The organism is Aestuariivita boseongensis (assembly GCF_001262635.1).
GTDB classification, from domain to species: domain Bacteria; phylum Pseudomonadota; class Alphaproteobacteria; order Rhodobacterales; family Rhodobacteraceae; genus Aestuariivita; species Aestuariivita boseongensis.
The window spans coordinates 41,832-58,017 of the sequence record NZ_JXYH01000023.1 but is presented as its reverse complement, the minus strand read 5'-3'; the positions used below and the strand labels follow the sequence as shown (position 1 = coordinate 58,017).

Below are 16,186 nucleotides of genomic sequence, written 5' to 3'. Positions count from 1 at the left end.
AGTTCAGTTGGGGAGGCTCAGGGGTTATCGTTCATTAATTATGCGGTTGGGAGACGCATCAGCTCATCGCATGATCTCCCCATGAGCCAGAGACGGGACGATCACGATCGAACTCGTCCGCCTAGCCACTTCTGCCGCGAAGTATGGCAGCCGCACCTCGTCGTTCAGCTTGGCCGTGGCGTGGCGGGGCGTGAAGGGGTGTTCGGCCAGCTCGAAACCCAGTTCTGGAATGTACGCGCCGAACGGAAACTGAACCCGATCGCGGAAGACCTCGCGCAGCAGATCGTAGGCCTCAATTTCCGGTCTGTAGTGCGTTTGCCAAATGAATAGCGCCGGATCATCAGGATCGGTGGGTTCGTAAACGTCATCGCCAGAAAACCAACCCTCCTCAATCATCAACCAATGGTCCGGCTGGCGGAGGGTCGCCTCAGCCCCTCGCCCAAACTCCCGCTCAAACGGCAGGCTTCACCAGCGCAACACGAACACCCCTAAGAGCAACTGCATGGGGGATTTATTGGGGGATATAAAACAGACCAGAACGAACAGGTCACTGAAATCAAGGGATAATTACTGGAATTGTGGTGCGGGTGGAGGGACTTGAACCCCCACGCCTTGCGGCGCCAGAACCTAAATCTGGTGCGTCTACCAATTTCGCCACACCCGCACGATACGCGCGGTCAAGCCGCGCGCGCAGCGGCTGATTAGCAAAGGATCATCTGCGAGGCGAGTGGAAAATTGCTCAAGCTGCGATCTGCCAAAGCGCCGCCTCGTGACGCTTGATCATGGGCCGGGCTGCGGTCAGGACGGGACCGGCGCCGCCCAGATGTGTGGGCAGCCGCGCCTCCAGCTGGGCGCGGGCCTTTTGCGAGAAACTCACGATGGTCTGTGTGCCAGGGTTGTAACTTTCGCTGGGCAGCCCGTCGGACACAAGAACCTCATGCGCTGCACATTGCAGGTGAATATACAGCGCCTTGCGGGTCTGATCGTCGACAAGCACCCGTTGACCGTCAACCAGATGGGCGGCGGCGGCCAGAACTTCGTATTCGCCAAACAACAACTCAGCCCGGGAGCCGGAAATCAGCACGCGGTGCTGGGGCGAAACGCGCATGTCCTGGCACGGCATACCCGGCCCGAAGGCATCACGGCGGATCAGGATGGGGCGGGCATCGGGATTGCGCGCAAGTGCCTCGGCGCCGAAAGCTGTCTGCCCCACCCAGATCAGCGGCTGCGCACCGCGATCCAGGGTCATCACCCAGTCCCCTGCCCTCAGTTCTTCGACCGGTCGCGGGCCATCGGGTGTGTCGATGAAAGTACCCGGTGTGAAACATGCAGGGACGGCGATATCGCCGTTCTGGATCGGGGGCTGGCCGGAACTGCCCGGTCCTTCGAAAGCCGCGATCACCTCAAGCGCGACGCCCGCAGGCGGGATGACATCGACAAAAGACAGACCTTCAACAGTGCCGTAAGAGGGCGAGGAGTTGTTGAAATTGATGGCGAGCGCTTCGTAAGTCTCGCCAGTGTTCGGATCTCGCAGGATCAGCCGGTATTCGGCTTCGATGATGGTGTTATTGCCGTAGTTGACGCCGTCGAATGTCTGGCTGCCGCGCAGGCGCTGGTCACCGTCATTGTCATCGAAGTTGATGTCGCTGCGCCGGTCGCGGACGAGGATCTCTTCGAAGTTGTAGCTGTTCATGGTGATCGTCTGACCAACAAGATGCGACCCATCCCCTTGCGTCACGCCGTCAAGCTGAGCGCCGCCAGAGATGGTGAGCTGGGATTCCCCCAGAGACCAAATCGAATAATTCGCCATGTTCGAACCTGCCCGATCCGTGGCCTTTTTCTGCCTTTTTCATTGCAAGCGTACAGGCATTGCCCTGTTTCGGTCACCGTTGCGCGTAAAACACGCTTCTTTTCTGTTGCGCGTAGGGCACAGAAATACTGCTCAGGATTAATCCGACCTTCAGCTAATCTGACAAAAAAAAATGAGGCAGTAGAGCGAGTAACGTCCATGACCCTTTCATTGGGTGGGCGCATTGGGGGAGAGATCCCGCAATTCCGTCCCTTTATTTCCGGCCAGATCGAACTGGGCGGTATTGTGACAGGCACTACGATCCGAACGCTGGATGGCGACTTGCCGGTCGAATTCCTGCAACCCGGGGATCGGGTGATCACGCGCAACAGCGGCGCGGCACGATTGATTGCGATCGAGCGGGATATGGTGCTGGAAAAGGCGGTTGAATTCACGCCCGGCGCCATGGGCCGGGATGCGCCGGAAGCCAGTCTGATCCTGCCCGCCAGCCAACCCGTTCTGATGCGCGATTGGCGCGCCAAGGTCATGTTTCGCCAGCCACAGGCTGTGGCGCCGGCAGGGGTGCTGGTTGATCACGGGTTCATCCTGGACCGGGGGGAACAGGAACTGGATTTGCACCGGCTGATTTTCGAACGCGATCAGATCGTCTATGCCGGTGGCCTTGAGTTGACCAGCGAGCCCATTCGCGAGCGCGTGCGCCGCGTGGCATAAGGCGTTTGGGGGCTCTGCCCCCGCGCCTTTGGCGCTCCCCCGCCGGTATTTGGAAAGAGAAGAAGAGCCCGGGGCGCGTCACAGACCCAGCGTTCTGAAGACCTTCGGCAATTCTTCGGGCAAGTCCTCGGCAATCAGGCCGGGGCCAAAAGACAACGCGCATTCCACATGCAGCCAGGCGGCGGTTTCCGCGGCCTGATGGGGTTCAAACCCGCGGGCCAGAAGACCGGTGATGAAACCTGCGAGCACATCGCCAGATCCCGCCGTGGCCAGCCAGGGCGCGGCGCGATCATAATGGGCAGAGTTGATCGAGGCGCGTCCATCAGGTGACGCGATCACCGTGTCGGGGCCTTTGAAAAGGACCGAGCAGCCTGCGCGCTTTGCGGCCTCCCGCGTTGCATCCACCTTGGAATAGGCCGGGCCCGTCGTGGGGACAGCCCCCAGCTTTTCAGCGAGATCAGGGAAGAGGCGTTTGAATTCGCCCGCATGGGGGGTGAGGACGCATCGATCATGCAGAGCCGGGACCAGATCAGGCCTGCGCGCCAGGATGGTCAGCGCATCCGCATCAAGAACGCAGGCGCGCGCATTCTGGCCCGTAGGCCGGGCTTCAGCCCGGCACCCCAAGGCCGCCGCCACCAAATCCGCCGCCTTATCATCGGTGCCAAGACCCGGCCCCAGACACATCGCGTTCAGCCGCTCGTCCTCCAAAAGGGCCTCCAGGTCTTCTGCGCCACTCACCGGCTTGATCATGATCGCGGTCAGCTGGGCGGCGTGTTCGGCAATGGCCGCCTCTTCGCACAGAACCGAAACCAGCCCTGCCCCGATGCGCAGCGCGCCACGCGCTGCAAGTCGCGCCGCGCCGCCCTTGCCAGACGGGCCGGAGAGCATGAGCGCATGACCGTGGGCGTATTTATGAGCATCCGCATTCTTGGCGAGGTGGTCAGCCCTGGGTTTGGTCACGCCTTGCACCACTTGGCCCGGCGCATCATCCCCGCTGTGATCCAGTCCGATATCCGCAACGACAGTCTTTCCGCACATCAAAGGACCATCATGCAGCACATGGCCCAACTTCAACGCGTGAAAAGATACCGTGAGGTTGGCAGCCGCGCAGCCCGACCCAAGATGCGCGGGAACAAGCAGCTTTCCACTGTCGGCATCCAATCCGCTTGGGATGTCGATCGCCACAACGCGCGGCACATCGAAATGCGGCGCATCGCGTGTGTCCGGATCGTCATGGATATCGGCCGCATCCTCAAGGTTCATTAGAACCTGGGTCAGATCTTCCAGCGGGCGGGTCAGCCCGGTGCCAAAGAGCGCATCAATCGCCAGATCGGCCCCTTGCCAGGTCTTGCGCGTGTCGAAGTCGGCCAGAAGGTCACCGACCTCCCCCGTCTTGAACCAGCGGTCATGGTTTGTTTTGGCATCCGGCGGCAGGCGGGTCGGGTCGCCATAAAGGAAAACCTCTACCGTCCAGCCCCATTCCTTTAACAACCGCGCCACGACAAACCCATCGCCGCCATTATTACCTGGTCCGCACAGAACCACCGCGTGATGCGCGGTTTGCGCCAAATCGGGCCATTCCTTGAAAATCGCCTTAACAACGCCTCGGCCCGCGCGCTCCATCAACTCAAGGCCTGTAACCTCTCCACGTGCCATTGCGGCCTGTTCGATGGCCCTCATCTGGTCCGAGGTCAGCAGTTCCGCCATTATCTTAAGCACCTCGCGATTCACTTCTGATGTATTTTCGTGCGAAATGCACAAAAATTAGGCAACCACCTGATTTCCGACCCTGCGGCCCAGGCCATGTATCCCTATCAGATTGTCCGTCCTGTCGTGAAGTGATCTGACCCGACCCAACACGGTTGCGAGGAGGCCCCCATGAAAAAAATCGAAGCAATCATCAAGCCTTTCAAGCTCGATGAGGTCAAGGAAGCGCTGCAGGAAGTCGGCGTGCAGGGCCTGAGCGTTATCGAAGTGAAAGGTTTCGGCCGCCAGAAAGGCCACACCGAGCTCTATCGCGGCGCCGAATACGTGGTGGACTTCCTGCCCAAGGTGAAAATCGAAGTGGTGCTGGACGACGACCTGGTCGACGGCGCCATCGAAGCCATCGTGAATGCCGCCAAGACAGACAAGATCGGGGATGGGAAGATCTTTGTCTCGTCGGTCGAGCAAGCCATTCGCATTCGGACCGGCGAAACCGGCTCCGACGCGCTGTAATCGCGCGTAAAACAAACTGCCATTCAAAAAGAGAGGATCCTACGGAATGAGCAAGGACGCAGTTCTCAAGACAATCAAGGACGAAGATGTCGCCTATGTCGACATTCGCTTCACCGACCCGCGCGGCAAGCTGCAGCACGTGACGGTGATGGCGGATCAGGTCGACGAAGACTTCCTGGAAGAAGGCTTCATGTTCGACGGCTCCTCGATCGCGGGCTGGAAGTCGATCGAAGCATCGGACATGAAACTGATGCCCGACACCGAAAGCGCCTATATCGACCCGTTCTTCGCGGAAAAAACGCTTTGCGTGCACTGCTCGGTCGTGGAACCCGACACCGGCGAGGCCTATGATCGTGACCCGCGCGGCACCGCCGAGAAAGCAGAAGCTTATCTGAAATCTTCGGGCATCGGCGATGTGGCCTATTTCGGGCCAGAGGCGGAATTCTTCCTCTTCGACAACGTGCGTTATTCCAACACCATGAACAAAGTGTCCTATGAAGTGGACGCGATGGACGCGGCCTGGAACACCGACACCGAATACGAGATGGGCAACATGGGCCACCGCCCCGGCGTCAAGGGCGGCTATTTCCCTGTGCCTCCGGTTGACGATGCACAAGACATCCGTTCGGAAATGCTCTCGACCATGAAGTCGATCGGCATGAAAGTCGACAAGCACCACCACGAAGTGGCCTCGTGCCAGCACGAGCTGGGTCTGATCTTCGACAGCCTGACCAAACAGGCCGACGAGCTGCAGAAATACAAGTACGTGATCCACAATGTGGCTCAGGCCTACGGCAAATCTGCAACCTTCATGCCCAAGCCGATCTATGGCGACAACGGCACCGGCATGCACTGCAACATGTCGATCTGGAAAGACGGCAAGCCGCTCTTTGCTGGCGACAAATACGCCGATCTGAGCCAGGAAGCGCTCTATTATATCGGCGGCATCCTGAAGCACGCCAAAACGCTGAACGCGTTCACCAACCCGTCGACCAACTCCTACAAGCGTCTGATCCCGGGTTTTGAAGCGCCTGTTCTGCGCGCCTATTCGGCCCGCAACCGTTCGGGCTGCGTGCGGATCCCATGGACCGAAAGCCCCAAAGCCAAGCGCGTTGAGGCCCGCTTCCCCGATCCGGCGGCAAACCCGTACCTGTGCTTTGCAGCCCTGCTGATGGCTGGCCTCGACGGCATCAAGAACAAGATCGATCCGGGCGAAGCCATGGACAAGAACCTCTATGATCTGCCGGCGGAAGAGCTGGAAGGCATCCCCACCGTCTGCGGCTCGCTGCGCGAGGCGATCGAGGCGCTGAAGGCCGATCACGAGTTCCTGCTGGCCGGTGACGTGTTCACCAAAGACCAGATCGACGGCTATATCGACCTGAAAATGGAAGAGATCGAGCTGTTCGAGCACACGCCGCACCCGGTCGAATTCCAGATGTATTACAGCTGCTGATCAGCTGACATCAGCGAAATCCTGCAAGCGCCCCCACCCCGGGGGCGCTTCTTTTTGCCGAGACAAAAACTCTTCATATTGCGTTCATATTTTCGCCCTTCTTCGCCGACACAACCAGAAGGGGATAGGGATAGGAAAAGGCTTTAGAAATGGCGATCTCAAGCACCACCTTCGAAGAACGCATCGCACGCATCCACCAACGCGCCGCGCAAGGCGATAATGTGGGCTTCGTCACACCGGGTGTCGCCGAAGAACCGATTTCCCCCCGTGCCGCCAAGAAACTGGCCAAAGCCCAATCCAAATCGCGCGGAAGCTATGCCATGTCCATCCTGGGCGGCCTGGCCACATCCTTTGCCATTGTCGGTATCGGTGCCGTCGTGTTGCTGAACGACGCGAATGCTGGCGGGTTGGAAGAGCTGGCCGCAGCCTTCCTTCCCTCGTCGAAGTAAGCGCGCGGCCCGTCACCTTGCCGTGACGCGGCTGACACATACCTTGCTCCTCAGTGTTTGAAGGCCCACCCTGTCACTCTCTGATCCTGGAGTGACTGCCATGCCCACCGAACGCATAACCTTTCCCGGCCACACGGGCGATCCCCTTGCCGCCCGGCTTGATCTGCCGGATGGACCGGTCTTGGCAACAGCGCTCTTTGCGCATTGCTTTACCTGCGGAAAAGATATTCCCGCCGCGCGGCGCATCGCATCCCGGCTGGCCGCCATGGGCTTTGCCGTGCTGCGCTTTGATTTTACCGGGCTTGGCCATTCCGAAGGGGAGTTTGCCAATACCACTTTCACTTCGAACGTTGCGGATCTGGTTGCGGCCCATGACGACCTGGCAGGGCGCGGCATGGCTCCCGCAATCCTGATAGGCCATTCCCTGGGCGGCGCAGCGGTGCTGAAAGCGGCCAGCCAGCTTGACGGCATCAAGGCGGTGGTGACCCTTGGTGCGCCCTTCGATCCGGAACATGTCACCCACAATTTCGCCGATGCCCTGCCCGAGATCATCGAGAAAGGCGTGGCGCAGGTCGATCTGGGCGGGCGCCGGTTCGAGATCGGTCGCGATTTTGTGCAGGATGTCGCCGCAGGCAAGCTGACCCCCGCGATCGGCACCCTGAAAGCGGCCCTTTTGGTGATGCACGCGCCCCGCGATGCGATTGTCAGCATCGACAATGCCAGCCAGATCTTTCTTGCCGCAAAACACCCGAAAAGCTTTGTCACCCTGGATGATGCCGATCACCTGATCACCAATCCGTCCGATGCAGAATATGCGGCCAATGTGATTGCCGCATGGGTGCGCCGCTATGTCGACCTGCATCCGCCCGCCCCGCCCCCCGGCGCGCCCGAAGGCATCATTCGCGTGACCGAGGCCGATCCGGACGGCTTTCTGCAGGATGTCACCTCGGGGCCCAACCATCATATCCTCGCGGATGAGCCCAAGGCCTATGGCGGCACCAATCGTGGGCTGACCCCTTATGGGCTGGTCTCATCCGGGTTGGGGGCGTGCACCTCGATGACGATGCGGATGTATGCGCGCCGCAAGGGCTGGCCCCTGACCGGAGTCAGCGTCGACATCAGCCACAACAAGGTACATGCGCAAGACGCCGAAACCGCGGTAAACAATCGGGTGGATCAGTTCGAACGTCGGATCCGTCTTGAAGGGCCACTAAGTGAGGAGCAGCGCAAAAGGCTGATGGAAATCGCCGATAAATGCCCTGTTCACAAGACCTTGGAGGCTGGAGCTCAGGTCGTCACCACGCTGATCGACTAGGGTTCTAGGGACGTCGCCGCGGTTCAGCCCGCAGCATCGCCATAAAAAAGGCGCGGATCACACCGCGCCTTTCATCCGTAGTGCGGAACTTGTCCCGCCGCCCCGAGAGGTCAGCCGCGGGCGTGGCCCACCAGCTTCCACAGCGCAGGCAAAAGCGCCGCCGCCAGCGCCAGTTTCAGCGCATCGCCCAGCAGGAAGGGTGTCAGACCCCACTGCAGGATCGGCTTGTCCCAACCATACAGCATACCCAGCCAGCCCAGGCCCGGCAGATAGATCAGGATATTGCCCACCAACATCGCCAGCGCCATCCAAACAGCCGATTTGTCCCAGCCGCGCCGCGCCAGAAGGCCCAGCGCCACAACCGCCAGCACATAACCCACCAGATAGCCGCCGGTGCCGCCCATCATATAGGTCAGGCCATAAGCTTCGGCCGAGGAACCGGCGAAGACGTCGATACCCAGCGCACCGACGATCATGTATCCCAAGATCGTCACCAGACCCAGCCGCGCGCCATAAGCCGCGCCAATGCCAAGAACCGCGAAGGTGCCCATTGTGATCGGCACCGGCCACATCGGCACCTTGATCTTGGCCGCGACGGCCAGCACCGCGATGCCCAGCACCACCAGAAGTGCCTGTTTGATCCGAAGGGCGGTACCCTCACGCGGGCCAAATGCCTCGCTCAACACCATGCTTTGCGCTGTGGTCATGTCCTGTTTTCTCCTGTCCCTGACGATGTGTCGCCTCTTCATTGCAAGGAATGCTGCACTGCTGCAAGAGGCAAATGCGCCCACTTCCGCTGCGACCTTCTTGATCTGCGTCAAGGTTTGTCAGCTTGTATCATGGCATATAGTTGCCAATAGCAACCAAACTGAGAGGGGATCCCAATGGGCTGGATCTCGAAAATCGCCAAAAGTGCCGATCTGGCATCCGGCATGATGGACCGTCTGGGCTCGGAATTGATGGAAGACCTTATGCGCAATCCCGAAACCAGCACGCACCGGCTGGCAGGCGTGGTATTCCGCTGCGCGGGATGTTCCGATCAGGACGGCTGCGCCAAGCTGCAAGCCGAGAATGCGCATCTGGACCACGCGCCCAGCTATTGCCGCAACAAGGGCCTGCTTGAGCGCCGCGCGCGTGCCTGATCACCGGGCCTGCGTGTAAACGCTGGTCATGACATAGTCTTTTCGCGGCCCGGTGACCTGCCACACCGCCTGCCATTGCGGCCATTCGGTGAAGTCATATGTCACGCGGTACGTGTCCGGCGGGCAGAGATGCACCGCCTCCCCTCCCTCCGCAGGCACTTGGTGGAAGGGCCTGCCGTCATCAAAGAAAACCGACAGATCCGCTTCCCAGCGATAGGCGCGCGTCGCGCGCATCTGCTGCCCGGTGGGCAAGGTCAGGTGCCCGTCTTCAAGGTATGCCAGGCCGCCGGTGTCATTTGGTTCAAACCGCGCCTCGCCGGTAAAGTCCGCCTTGGTGCCATCGGCATGGACGATCCAGCGCGTTAGGGTCCAACGCCCCTCGAAATCGGTGATCTGACGTGGTTTTGTCATGGTCAGAGCCCGCCTGACCTCAGGTTTACGCGGGCCAAATCAGCGCCGACACCAGGCGCAGGATGGGCAAAGCGTCTCATTTTCAGGTCTCGCGCTTGTGGTGGGCTGCGGCGCAGTCTAAGAGCCTGCCATCACCAAGAACAAGCCCAAAGGATATGCCATGATCCCGCGCTACTCCCGTCCCGATATGGTTGCGATCTGGTCGCCCGAAACCAAGTTCCGCATCTGGTACGAGATCGAAGCGCATGCCTGCGATGCGATGGCCGATCTGGGCGTGATCCCGCGCGAAAACGCCGAAGCGGTATGGAAAGCCAAGGATGTCGAGTTTGACGTGGCCCGCATCGACGAGATCGAAGCCGTCACCAAACATGATGTGATCGCCTTCCTGACCCATCTGGCCGAACATGTAGGGTCCGAAGAGGCGCGCTTTGTCCACCAGGGAATGACCTCCTCCGATGTGCTGGACACCTGCCTGAATGTGCAGCTGACCCGCGCCGCCGATATCCTGATCACCGATCTGGAGGATCTGCTGGCCGCCCTCAAGCGCCGCGCCTATGAACATAAAGACACCGTGCGCGTGGGCCGGTCCCACGGCATTCATGCAGAACCAACCACGATGGGCCTGACCTTCGCGCGGTTTTACGCGGAGATGGACCGCAACCTGGCCCGCATGCGCGTCGCCCGGACCGAGATCGCCACAGGCGCGATTTCCGGCGCCGTGGGGACCTTCGCCAATATCGACCCGCGTGTCGAAGAACATGTTTGCGAAAAGCTGGGCCTGATCCCCGAACCGATCAGCACGCAGGTCATCCCCCGCGACCGCCACGCGGCCTTCTTTGCGACGCTAGGGGTCATTGCGTCGTCCATCGAAAATGTCGCGATCGAGATTCGCCACATGCAGCGCACCGAAGTGCTGGAAGGGGCCGAGTTTTTCTCGATGGGTCAGAAGGGGTCGTCGGCCATGCCGCACAAGAAAAACCCGGTTCTGACCGAAAACCTGACGGGTCTGGCGCGTCTGGTCCGCTCGGCCGTGGTCCCGGCGATGGAGAACGTGGCACTCTGGCACGAGCGCGATATCTCCCATTCCTCGGTCGAACGGATGATCGGGCCGGATGCCACGATCACGCTGGATTTTGCGCTGGCGCGTCTGACCGGCGTGATCGACAAGATGCTGATCTTCCCCGAAAACATGCTTGAGAACATGAACAAGTTCCCCGGCCTTGTGATGAGCCAGCGCGTGCTTCTGGCGCTGACCCAGGCCGGTGTCAGCCGCGAGGACGCCTATGTCATGGTGCAGCGCAACGCGCTGAAGGTCTGGGAGCATCGCACGGATTTCAAAGAAGAACTTCTGTCAGACCCCGATGTAGTCGCAGCCCTTGGCAAGGACGTGATCGAGGAAAAATTCGACATGGGCTATCACACCAAACATGTCGACACGATCTTCGCCCGCGTCTTTGGCGAGGACTGAACGCCCATAATCCCCCTGCCCGCTTTACCCAGGCGGTCGCTTTGGCTTAGCCTGAGCAAAAACAAGGGGGATATGGGATGACATGGCGCGGCGCATGGTTGGCGGCCCTGTTGATGGTTTTCGGGACCGCCGCACAGGCCGATGACGGGCATGACCACCAGGTCGTTTGCACTGTCGGCGGCTGCAAGGAAATCAACATCCCCAAGCCGCGCTATTCCGATGCCAATGCGTTCTCGGTCCAGCAGGTCTGGTCGGTGGTGGATACGATCCTGTCCGTCTCGGGCCTTTTGCCCAATTTCCAGGTGGTCGAAACCCATGAGGTCGGAAACGCCGCCGCCGTGGTGATAGATGGCGAACGGTATCTTGCGTTCAACCCCGATTGGATCGCCCAGTACAAATCCGACCCCAATGCGCAATGGCAGCTATATGGCGTGATGGCGCACGAGGTGGGCCACCACCTTCAGGGCCACACGATCACCGGCACAGGATCGCGCCCGCCGACCGAGCTTGAGGCGGATGAGTATGCAGGCTTCATCCTGGCCGCCCTGGGCGCATCGGTAAGCGAGGCACAATCGCTCTGGGCCACCCTGTCCGAGGAAGGTTCGGCCACGCACCCGCCGCGCCACCAGCGCCTTGCCGCGGTCGAGCGCGGCTGGCTGCGGCGCAAGGGGCAGGTCAGCGAACCGGTGCGTCCGGTGGTGCAGCCGCCGCAACCTGCAAGCCCACCCCCTCCGGCCTGGGCCATGCGTCATTGCGTGTCGACCTATGCCGCGAACCGGCCCGCGCAACTGTGTTTCAGCTCGGTTCTGTCACCGCAGGGCACGAACTCCTACGGGCCTGCGAACGCGCAAGACGGCAACGGCAGCACCGCCTGGGTCGAGGGTGTGTCCGGTCAGGGCATCGGCGAAGGCTTTGTGGTGGTCTTTTCCGAACCGGTCCTTTTAAGCGAATTCAGCCTGCGCAACGGCTATACCAAATCCGACCGGACCTTTACGCGCAACAGCCGGGTGCGCAGTTTGCAGGCATCAACCTCCTCCGGGGTGACCAAGCGCGTGTCGCTGCAGGACAGCAGCAACTGGCAAAGCGTGCAGAACATGCAAAGCTGGGGACCGGTGGAATGGATCGCCTTCCGCATCGACGATGTCTTTGCCGGCACACATTACCAGGACACCGCGATAACCGAGTTGTCGTTTAAATAGCGGCGCAAGGCTCCCCAAAGCTCGTTTTCCCGGCATTTTCGCCCGTGTTTTCCGATCACGGCCGGAAACGCTTGGTGATTTCACCCAATGCGTGCACAATGACTCTGCGTAAACAGGAGGGCCATATGACCGCAAAGATCGTTTTCACAGCGCTTGCGCTGACCATTCTGCCCGCAACCGCCTTTGCCACATGTTCAGGGAAAACCCATCTGGGCATGTCCTGCGCCGAAGGCACGGTCTGGGATGCCGACAGCAGAACCTGCGTGGAACAAGTCTCAAGCTAAGCGGCCTTTCGCGCATCGGCGCGACGGGTGCTCACAATTCAGTCAAGGCGATCCATTTGGGGTCGCCTTGTCTGTTTTTGCGGTTAGGTTGGGCGTGACGTTTATTGACCAGGGATATGTTTCATGCGCCTTGCAGCCGTTTTCTGCCTGACCCTTCTGCCCACCGTGGGATTTGCCGCCGGATCGGATACCCCCGTTGGCAAACCTGTGACCACGCCGACAACGCAAACCTGCAAAGGCGTGCAGGTCTGGGATCCGGCCACGCAGAAATGCGTCAATCCACGGGGCTCGTCCCTGGATCAGGATCTTTTGGGCGAGGCCGTGCGCGAGCTGGCCTATGCCGGCCGGAACGAGGATGCCCAGGGCGTTCTGCGCGCGATGGCCGATCAGGACAGCGATCTGGTGCTGACCTATTGGGGTTTTACGCATCGCAAGATGGGCAATCTGGATCAGGCCAAGATGTTTTACGACCGCGCGCTTGAGAAGAACCCCGACAATATCCTGGCGCGCTCCTACCTGGGGCAAGGTTTGGTGAGCGAAGGAAAGGTCGAAGAGGCGCGCGCGCAGTTGGATGAAATCCGCGCCCGTGGCGGTGCGGGCGGCTGGGCCGAACAATCCCTGGTCGAGGCGATCGAAACCGGAAAAACCAGCAACTACTGATTGAGGGTTTGTTTACCGGTCACGGCCTATCCTGCGCGCAAGGACTTCTCTGCGCAGGATGATATTCGATGATGGATTTCACACCGCTTCCCGCACTGACGATGGGGGGCGCGGGCGGGCTGGATACCGGCCCGGCCAGCGACGACCCGCCGCCCAAGGCGCGCATGGCCCTGGGCAAGCGCGCCAAAGCCGCAGTTATCGTGCGGCTTTTGCTGAATGAAGGGGCCGACATCCCGCTGGAAGACCTGCCCGACGATCTGCAGGCTGCCTTGACGGAACAGATGGGGCAAATGGGCCTTGTGGATCGCGACACGCTGCTCGCGGTGGTGGCGGAATTTGCCGACGAACTGGACAGTCTTGGACTGACCTTTCCCAAAGGCATCGCCGGGGCGCTGACGGCGCTGGATGGGCGGATCAGCCCGCAGACCGCCAAACGCTTGCGAAAAGAGGCCGGCGTGCGCCAAACAGGCGACCCCTGGGCCCGGCTGCGGGATGAAGACCTTGAGACGCTGCAGGGCCTGGCGGAAAGCGAAAGCATCGAAGTGGCGGCTGTGCTTTTGTCAAAACTTGATACGGGCAAGGCTGCCAAGCTTTTGGGCCAACTGCCCGGCCCGATGGCGCGGCGCATCACCTATGCAGTGTCACAAACCAGCGATATCAGGCCCGACGCGGTGGATCGCATTGGTCTGGCGCTGGCCGCGCGGCTTGAAGCCAAACCCGTCCCTGCATTCGATACGAACCCGATCGAACGCGTCGGCGAGATTTTGAATTATTCAACGTCGCTGACCCGCGATGATGTCCTGACCGGGCTGGATGAAACCGATTCCGATTTCGCCCAGGCGGTGCGCAAGGCGCTGTTCACCTTCGGGCATTTGCCCACCCGGATCGACGGGCGCGACGCCGGCAAAGTGACCCGCGCCGTGGACGAAAGCGTGCTGGTCACCGCGCTGGCCTATGCCCGCCGGGAACAGGAAACTGCCGAGGCCGCCGATTTCCTTCTGTCCAATAGTCCTCGCGCGTGGCTGACAACCTGCGCGAGATGGTGGACGCCGCGGGCCAGCCCTCCCCCAAGGTCGGGGAGGAGGCACTGACCGCGATCGTGATCGCTGCGCGCGAGCTTGCCGAACGGGGAGAGATCGCGCTGCTGCGCCCCGGCGAGGTTGAGGAGGACTGACCCAGACACCATCAGTCGATGGACAAGGCGCGCGCAATCGGTCAATCAGGATGGCATGACCCCTTGCGCCACCCCTTCCCCCGCTGTCAGAGCACCGTGATGAGCGATCTGACCTCCTCCAGTGCGCAAGGCATGCAGGGCCGTGCGATCCTGATGATGATCGGCGCGATCTTCTGTTTTTCGCTGATGGACGCCACTGTGAAAGCGCTAGCGCCAAAACTGGGGGTCATGCCCGCGCTGTGGACGCGATATGCCGGGCAAATGCTGATCGTCTTTGTCCTTGTGCTGCCGCGACTGAAAACCGTCGCCCGCACTGAATTTCCGGGGCTGCAACTGGCCCGCTCCATCCTCTTGATGTGCGCCACGGGGTTCTTCTTCTGGGGCCTAAGCCTGATCCGGATCAGCGATGCCGCGGCGTTGATGGCGGTCAATCCGGTTCTGATCACCTTGGGGGCTGCGCTGTTTCTGGGCGAAAAGCTGGGTTATCGCAGGCTGGGCGGAATTTTCGCCGCCCTTGTGGGTGCCATGATCATCATACGGCCCGGCAGCGATATCTTCTCTCCGGCAGCACTTTTGCCGCTTTGCGCGGCGGTGTGTTATTCCGGCTATGCCCTGCTGACCCGTTTGGTAGGCCACAAAGAGGATGTGTGGACATCGCTCTTTTACACCGGGCTTGTGGGGACAGTCCTTCTCAGCCTTGTGGTTCCATTCAAGTGGCAGACCCCCGACGCCAGCGCACTTGTCCTTATGCTGCTCATTGCCGGGTTCGGAACGGGCGGCCAGCTTCTGCTGATCCGCGCGCTGAGCCTTGGAGAGGCGGGCATGCTGGCGCCCTATGCCTATTGCGGGCTGATCTTTGCCGCGCTTTGGGGCGTACTGTTCTTCGGGGAATGGCCCGGTATTTGGACCGTTCTTGGTACTCTTGTGATCGCAGCGGCAGGTATCTATGTCTGGCACCGCGAAACCTATCAACGCTAGGCCTACATGCCCACCGATCCATCGACACTGACTGCGCACAAGCGTGCCGGGTATTTTGCCGGCAATCTTGTGATCCGGACCCTGCTTGGGGCTGTGCTGCTGATCCCTTACCGCTGGCGCATCCCGGCAATGGGTTGGTTGATCTCACGTGTCATCGGCCCGCTGGCCGGTTACCCTCAGCGCATCCGCAACAACCTGGCCCTGACCTGCCCCGATCTGCCCCGCGCCGAGGTCGACCGCCTGTGCCGGGCCGTGCCCGACAATGCAGGACGTACCCTGATCGAGATCTATTCAGGCAAGACCTTCATCGACCGTGCCCTGCGAACCACCCCCGAGGGCCCCGGCCTTGCCGCGCTAGAGGCGGCACGGGCGATGGGCCAGCCGGTTTTCCTCGCCTCCGGCCATTTCGGAAATTACAACGTGGCGCGCGTCTGTCTGCGACCGCGCGGATTTGACTCTGGTGCGCTTTATCGGCGGATGGCGAACCCCTATTTCAACGAACACTACCTGCGCGCGATGAAACAGACGGGCGAGACGATGTTCGAACAGGGCCCGCAAGGCATCCGCGCCATGGTGCGACACCTGAAATCAGGCGGCATCGTCGCGATCCTCCATGATCTGTTTGTTCATGGCGGCGCGCCGCTGCAGTTTTTCGGCCAGACCGCGCATACCTCGCTTGTCACGGCCCAGCTTGCATTGAAACATAACGCGCTGATCATTCCTGTGTATGTCATAAGACAGGAAAACGGCCTGGACTTCAGACTGATCCTGAACGCACCGATCCCGCACAGTGATGCGGAAACTATGACGCAGGCGCTGAATGACGATCTGGAAAAGATGGTGCGCGCCCATATGGATCAATGGTTCTGGATCCACAAACGCTGGAAAGGCGCGACCCGCGCGCCCACGGAATAA

19 protein-coding genes and 1 tRNA gene are annotated in these 16,186 nt (G+C 60.7%); 14 read left to right on the top strand and 6 right to left on the bottom strand.

The annotated features are described in order from the left end of the window. Nucleotides 1-63 precede the first annotated feature (63 nt). From TR61_RS10770 to TR61_RS10760, 3 genes are all read right to left on the bottom strand, one after another. The gene (locus TR61_RS10770) at nt 64-396 is read right to left on the bottom strand and encodes a hypothetical protein (protein ID WP_050929997.1); all 333 of its coding nucleotides are present in this window, start codon (nt 394-396) and stop codon (nt 64-66) included. 183 nt (nt 397-579) lie between these two features. Next, a tRNA-Leu gene (locus tag TR61_RS10765) sits at nt 580-664 on the bottom strand. Between the two features lie 75 nt (nt 665-739). After that, nucleotides 740-1,810: a Hint domain-containing protein gene (locus TR61_RS10760; RefSeq protein ID WP_050929996.1), complete on the bottom strand. Its 1,071-nt coding sequence runs from the start codon at nt 1,808-1,810 to the stop codon at nt 740-742. Between the two features lie 198 nt (nt 1,811-2,008). Here TR61_RS10760 and TR61_RS20160 point away from each other — a divergent pair, with 198 nt between their 5' ends. Beyond that, nucleotides 2,009-2,521: a Hint domain-containing protein gene (locus TR61_RS20160; protein ID WP_050929995.1), complete on the top strand. Its 513-nt coding sequence runs from the start codon at nt 2,009-2,011 to the stop codon at nt 2,519-2,521. 78 nt (nt 2,522-2,599) lie between these two features. On the opposite strand, the gene TR61_RS10750 is transcribed toward TR61_RS20160, so the two are convergent. Beyond that, nucleotides 2,600-4,228: a bifunctional ADP-dependent NAD(P)H-hydrate dehydratase/NAD(P)H-hydrate epimerase gene (locus TR61_RS10750; protein ID WP_050929994.1), complete on the bottom strand. Its 1,629-nt coding sequence runs from the start codon at nt 4,226-4,228 to the stop codon at nt 2,600-2,602. Between the two features lie 171 nt (nt 4,229-4,399). Here TR61_RS10750 and TR61_RS10745 point away from each other — a divergent pair, with 171 nt between their 5' ends. The 4 genes from TR61_RS10745 to TR61_RS10730 all read left to right on the top strand — a co-directional run bounded on the left by TR61_RS10745 (nt 4,400) and on the right by TR61_RS10730 (nt 7,955). Beyond that, a complete protein-coding gene (locus TR61_RS10745) occupies nt 4,400-4,738 on the top strand; it encodes a P-II family nitrogen regulator (protein WP_050929993.1) in 339 nt (112 codons plus the stop codon). A gap of 46 nt (nt 4,739-4,784) precedes the next feature. Beyond that, complete coding sequence (gene glnA / locus TR61_RS10740) at nt 4,785-6,191, top strand: type I glutamate--ammonia ligase (protein ID WP_050929992.1); 1,407 nt, start codon at nt 4,785-4,787, stop codon at nt 6,189-6,191. A 149-nt stretch (nt 6,192-6,340) separates the two neighbouring features. Further along, the gene (locus TR61_RS10735) at nt 6,341-6,640 is read left to right on the top strand and encodes a hypothetical protein (RefSeq protein ID WP_050929991.1); all 300 of its coding nucleotides are present in this window, start codon (nt 6,341-6,343) and stop codon (nt 6,638-6,640) included. A gap of 100 nt (nt 6,641-6,740) precedes the next feature. Next, on the top strand, nt 6,741-7,955 hold the full coding sequence (locus TR61_RS10730; RefSeq protein WP_050930000.1) for a bifunctional alpha/beta hydrolase/OsmC family protein: 1,215 nt from the start codon (nt 6,741-6,743) through the stop codon (nt 7,953-7,955). 110 nt (nt 7,956-8,065) lie between these two features. Here TR61_RS10730 and TR61_RS10725 read toward each other — a convergent pair whose 3' ends face one another. Next, a complete protein-coding gene (locus tag TR61_RS10725) occupies nt 8,066-8,662 on the bottom strand; it encodes a biotin transporter BioY (protein ID WP_050929990.1) in 597 nt (198 codons plus the stop codon). A gap of 177 nt (nt 8,663-8,839) precedes the next feature. On the opposite strand from TR61_RS10725, the gene TR61_RS10720 reads away from it, so the two are divergent. Continuing rightward, entirely contained in the window at nt 8,840-9,097 is a 258-nt protein-coding gene (locus TR61_RS10720) for a DUF6455 family protein (protein ID WP_050929989.1), read from the top strand. On the opposite strand, the gene TR61_RS10715 is transcribed toward TR61_RS10720, so the two are convergent. Then, complete coding sequence (locus TR61_RS10715; protein WP_050929988.1) at nt 9,098-9,508, bottom strand: DUF6314 family protein; 411 nt, start codon at nt 9,506-9,508, stop codon at nt 9,098-9,100. Between the two features lie 160 nt (nt 9,509-9,668). Between TR61_RS10715 and purB the strand changes: the two genes are divergently transcribed. From purB to TR61_RS10685, 8 genes are all read left to right on the top strand, one after another. Next, nucleotides 9,669-10,976 (top strand): adenylosuccinate lyase, encoded by a 1,308-nt coding sequence (purB, locus tag TR61_RS10710; protein ID WP_050929987.1) that lies wholly within the window; start codon nt 9,669-9,671, stop codon nt 10,974-10,976. 77 nt (nt 10,977-11,053) lie between these two features. Continuing rightward, a complete protein-coding gene (locus TR61_RS10705) occupies nt 11,054-12,175 on the top strand; it encodes an NADase-type glycan-binding domain-containing protein (protein ID WP_050929986.1) in 1,122 nt (373 codons plus the stop codon). A gap of 125 nt (nt 12,176-12,300) precedes the next feature. Continuing rightward, nucleotides 12,301-12,459, top strand: coding sequence for a carbohydrate-binding module family 14 protein (locus TR61_RS19925; protein ID WP_157440887.1), 159 nt, complete (start codon nt 12,301-12,303; stop codon nt 12,457-12,459). Between the two features lie 123 nt (nt 12,460-12,582). Beyond that, the gene (locus TR61_RS10700; RefSeq protein ID WP_050929985.1) at nt 12,583-13,119 is read left to right on the top strand and encodes a tetratricopeptide repeat protein; all 537 of its coding nucleotides are present in this window, start codon (nt 12,583-12,585) and stop codon (nt 13,117-13,119) included. A 68-nt stretch (nt 13,120-13,187) separates the two neighbouring features. After that, nucleotides 13,188-14,210 carry a FliG C-terminal domain-containing protein gene (locus tag TR61_RS10695; protein ID WP_342669427.1) on the top strand — a complete coding sequence of 341 codons (1,023 nt, stop codon included), beginning with the start codon at nt 13,188-13,190 and terminating at the stop codon, nt 14,208-14,210. Continuing rightward, nucleotides 14,159-14,293 carry a hypothetical protein gene (locus TR61_RS20540; protein ID WP_342669426.1) on the top strand — a complete coding sequence of 45 codons (135 nt, stop codon included), beginning with the start codon at nt 14,159-14,161 and terminating at the stop codon, nt 14,291-14,293. The genes TR61_RS10695 and TR61_RS20540 overlap by 52 nt, the downstream gene beginning before the upstream one ends. A 99-nt stretch (nt 14,294-14,392) precedes the next feature. Beyond that, nucleotides 14,393-15,271, top strand: a complete 879-nt coding sequence (locus TR61_RS10690) for a DMT family transporter (protein ID WP_245626869.1) — start codon at nt 14,393-14,395, stop codon at nt 15,269-15,271. A gap of 6 nt (nt 15,272-15,277) precedes the next feature. Further along, nucleotides 15,278-16,186: a lysophospholipid acyltransferase family protein gene (locus TR61_RS10685; RefSeq protein ID WP_050929984.1), complete on the top strand. Its 909-nt coding sequence runs from the start codon at nt 15,278-15,280 to the stop codon at nt 16,184-16,186.

Bases quoted from the DNA above. Each gene is read 5' to 3' on its own strand.
- TR61_RS10770 (WP_050929997.1), bottom strand. From the start codon at position 396: ATGATTGAGGAGGGTTGGTTTTCTGGCGATGACGTTTACGAACCCACC.
- TR61_RS10760 (WP_050929996.1), bottom strand. From the start codon at position 1,810: ATGGCGAATTATTCGATTTGGTCTCTGGGGGAATCCCAGCTCACCATC.
- TR61_RS20160 (WP_050929995.1), top strand. From the start codon at position 2,009: ATGACCCTTTCATTGGGTGGGCGCATTGGGGGAGAGATCCCGCAATTC.
- TR61_RS10750 (WP_050929994.1), bottom strand. From the start codon at position 4,228: ATGGCGGAACTGCTGACCTCGGACCAGATGAGGGCCATCGAACAGGCC.
- TR61_RS10745 (WP_050929993.1), top strand. From the start codon at position 4,400: ATGAAAAAAATCGAAGCAATCATCAAGCCTTTCAAGCTCGATGAGGTC.
- glnA (WP_050929992.1), top strand. From the start codon at position 4,785: ATGAGCAAGGACGCAGTTCTCAAGACAATCAAGGACGAAGATGTCGCC.
- TR61_RS10735 (WP_050929991.1), top strand. From the start codon at position 6,341: ATGGCGATCTCAAGCACCACCTTCGAAGAACGCATCGCACGCATCCAC.
- TR61_RS10730 (WP_050930000.1), top strand. From the start codon at position 6,741: ATGCCCACCGAACGCATAACCTTTCCCGGCCACACGGGCGATCCCCTT.
- TR61_RS10725 (WP_050929990.1), bottom strand. From the start codon at position 8,662: ATGACCACAGCGCAAAGCATGGTGTTGAGCGAGGCATTTGGCCCGCGT.
- TR61_RS10720 (WP_050929989.1), top strand. From the start codon at position 8,840: ATGGGCTGGATCTCGAAAATCGCCAAAAGTGCCGATCTGGCATCCGGC.
- TR61_RS10715 (WP_050929988.1), bottom strand. From the start codon at position 9,508: ATGACAAAACCACGTCAGATCACCGATTTCGAGGGGCGTTGGACCCTA.
- purB (WP_050929987.1), top strand. From the start codon at position 9,669: ATGATCCCGCGCTACTCCCGTCCCGATATGGTTGCGATCTGGTCGCCC.
- TR61_RS10705 (WP_050929986.1), top strand. From the start codon at position 11,054: ATGACATGGCGCGGCGCATGGTTGGCGGCCCTGTTGATGGTTTTCGGG.
- TR61_RS19925 (WP_157440887.1), top strand. From the start codon at position 12,301: ATGACCGCAAAGATCGTTTTCACAGCGCTTGCGCTGACCATTCTGCCC.
- TR61_RS10700 (WP_050929985.1), top strand. From the start codon at position 12,583: ATGCGCCTTGCAGCCGTTTTCTGCCTGACCCTTCTGCCCACCGTGGGA.
- TR61_RS10695 (WP_342669427.1), top strand. From the start codon at position 13,188: ATGATGGATTTCACACCGCTTCCCGCACTGACGATGGGGGGCGCGGGC.
- TR61_RS20540 (WP_342669426.1), top strand. From the start codon at position 14,159: ATGGTGGACGCCGCGGGCCAGCCCTCCCCCAAGGTCGGGGAGGAGGCA.
- TR61_RS10690 (WP_245626869.1), top strand. From the start codon at position 14,393: ATGAGCGATCTGACCTCCTCCAGTGCGCAAGGCATGCAGGGCCGTGCG.
- TR61_RS10685 (WP_050929984.1), top strand. From the start codon at position 15,278: ATGCCCACCGATCCATCGACACTGACTGCGCACAAGCGTGCCGGGTAT.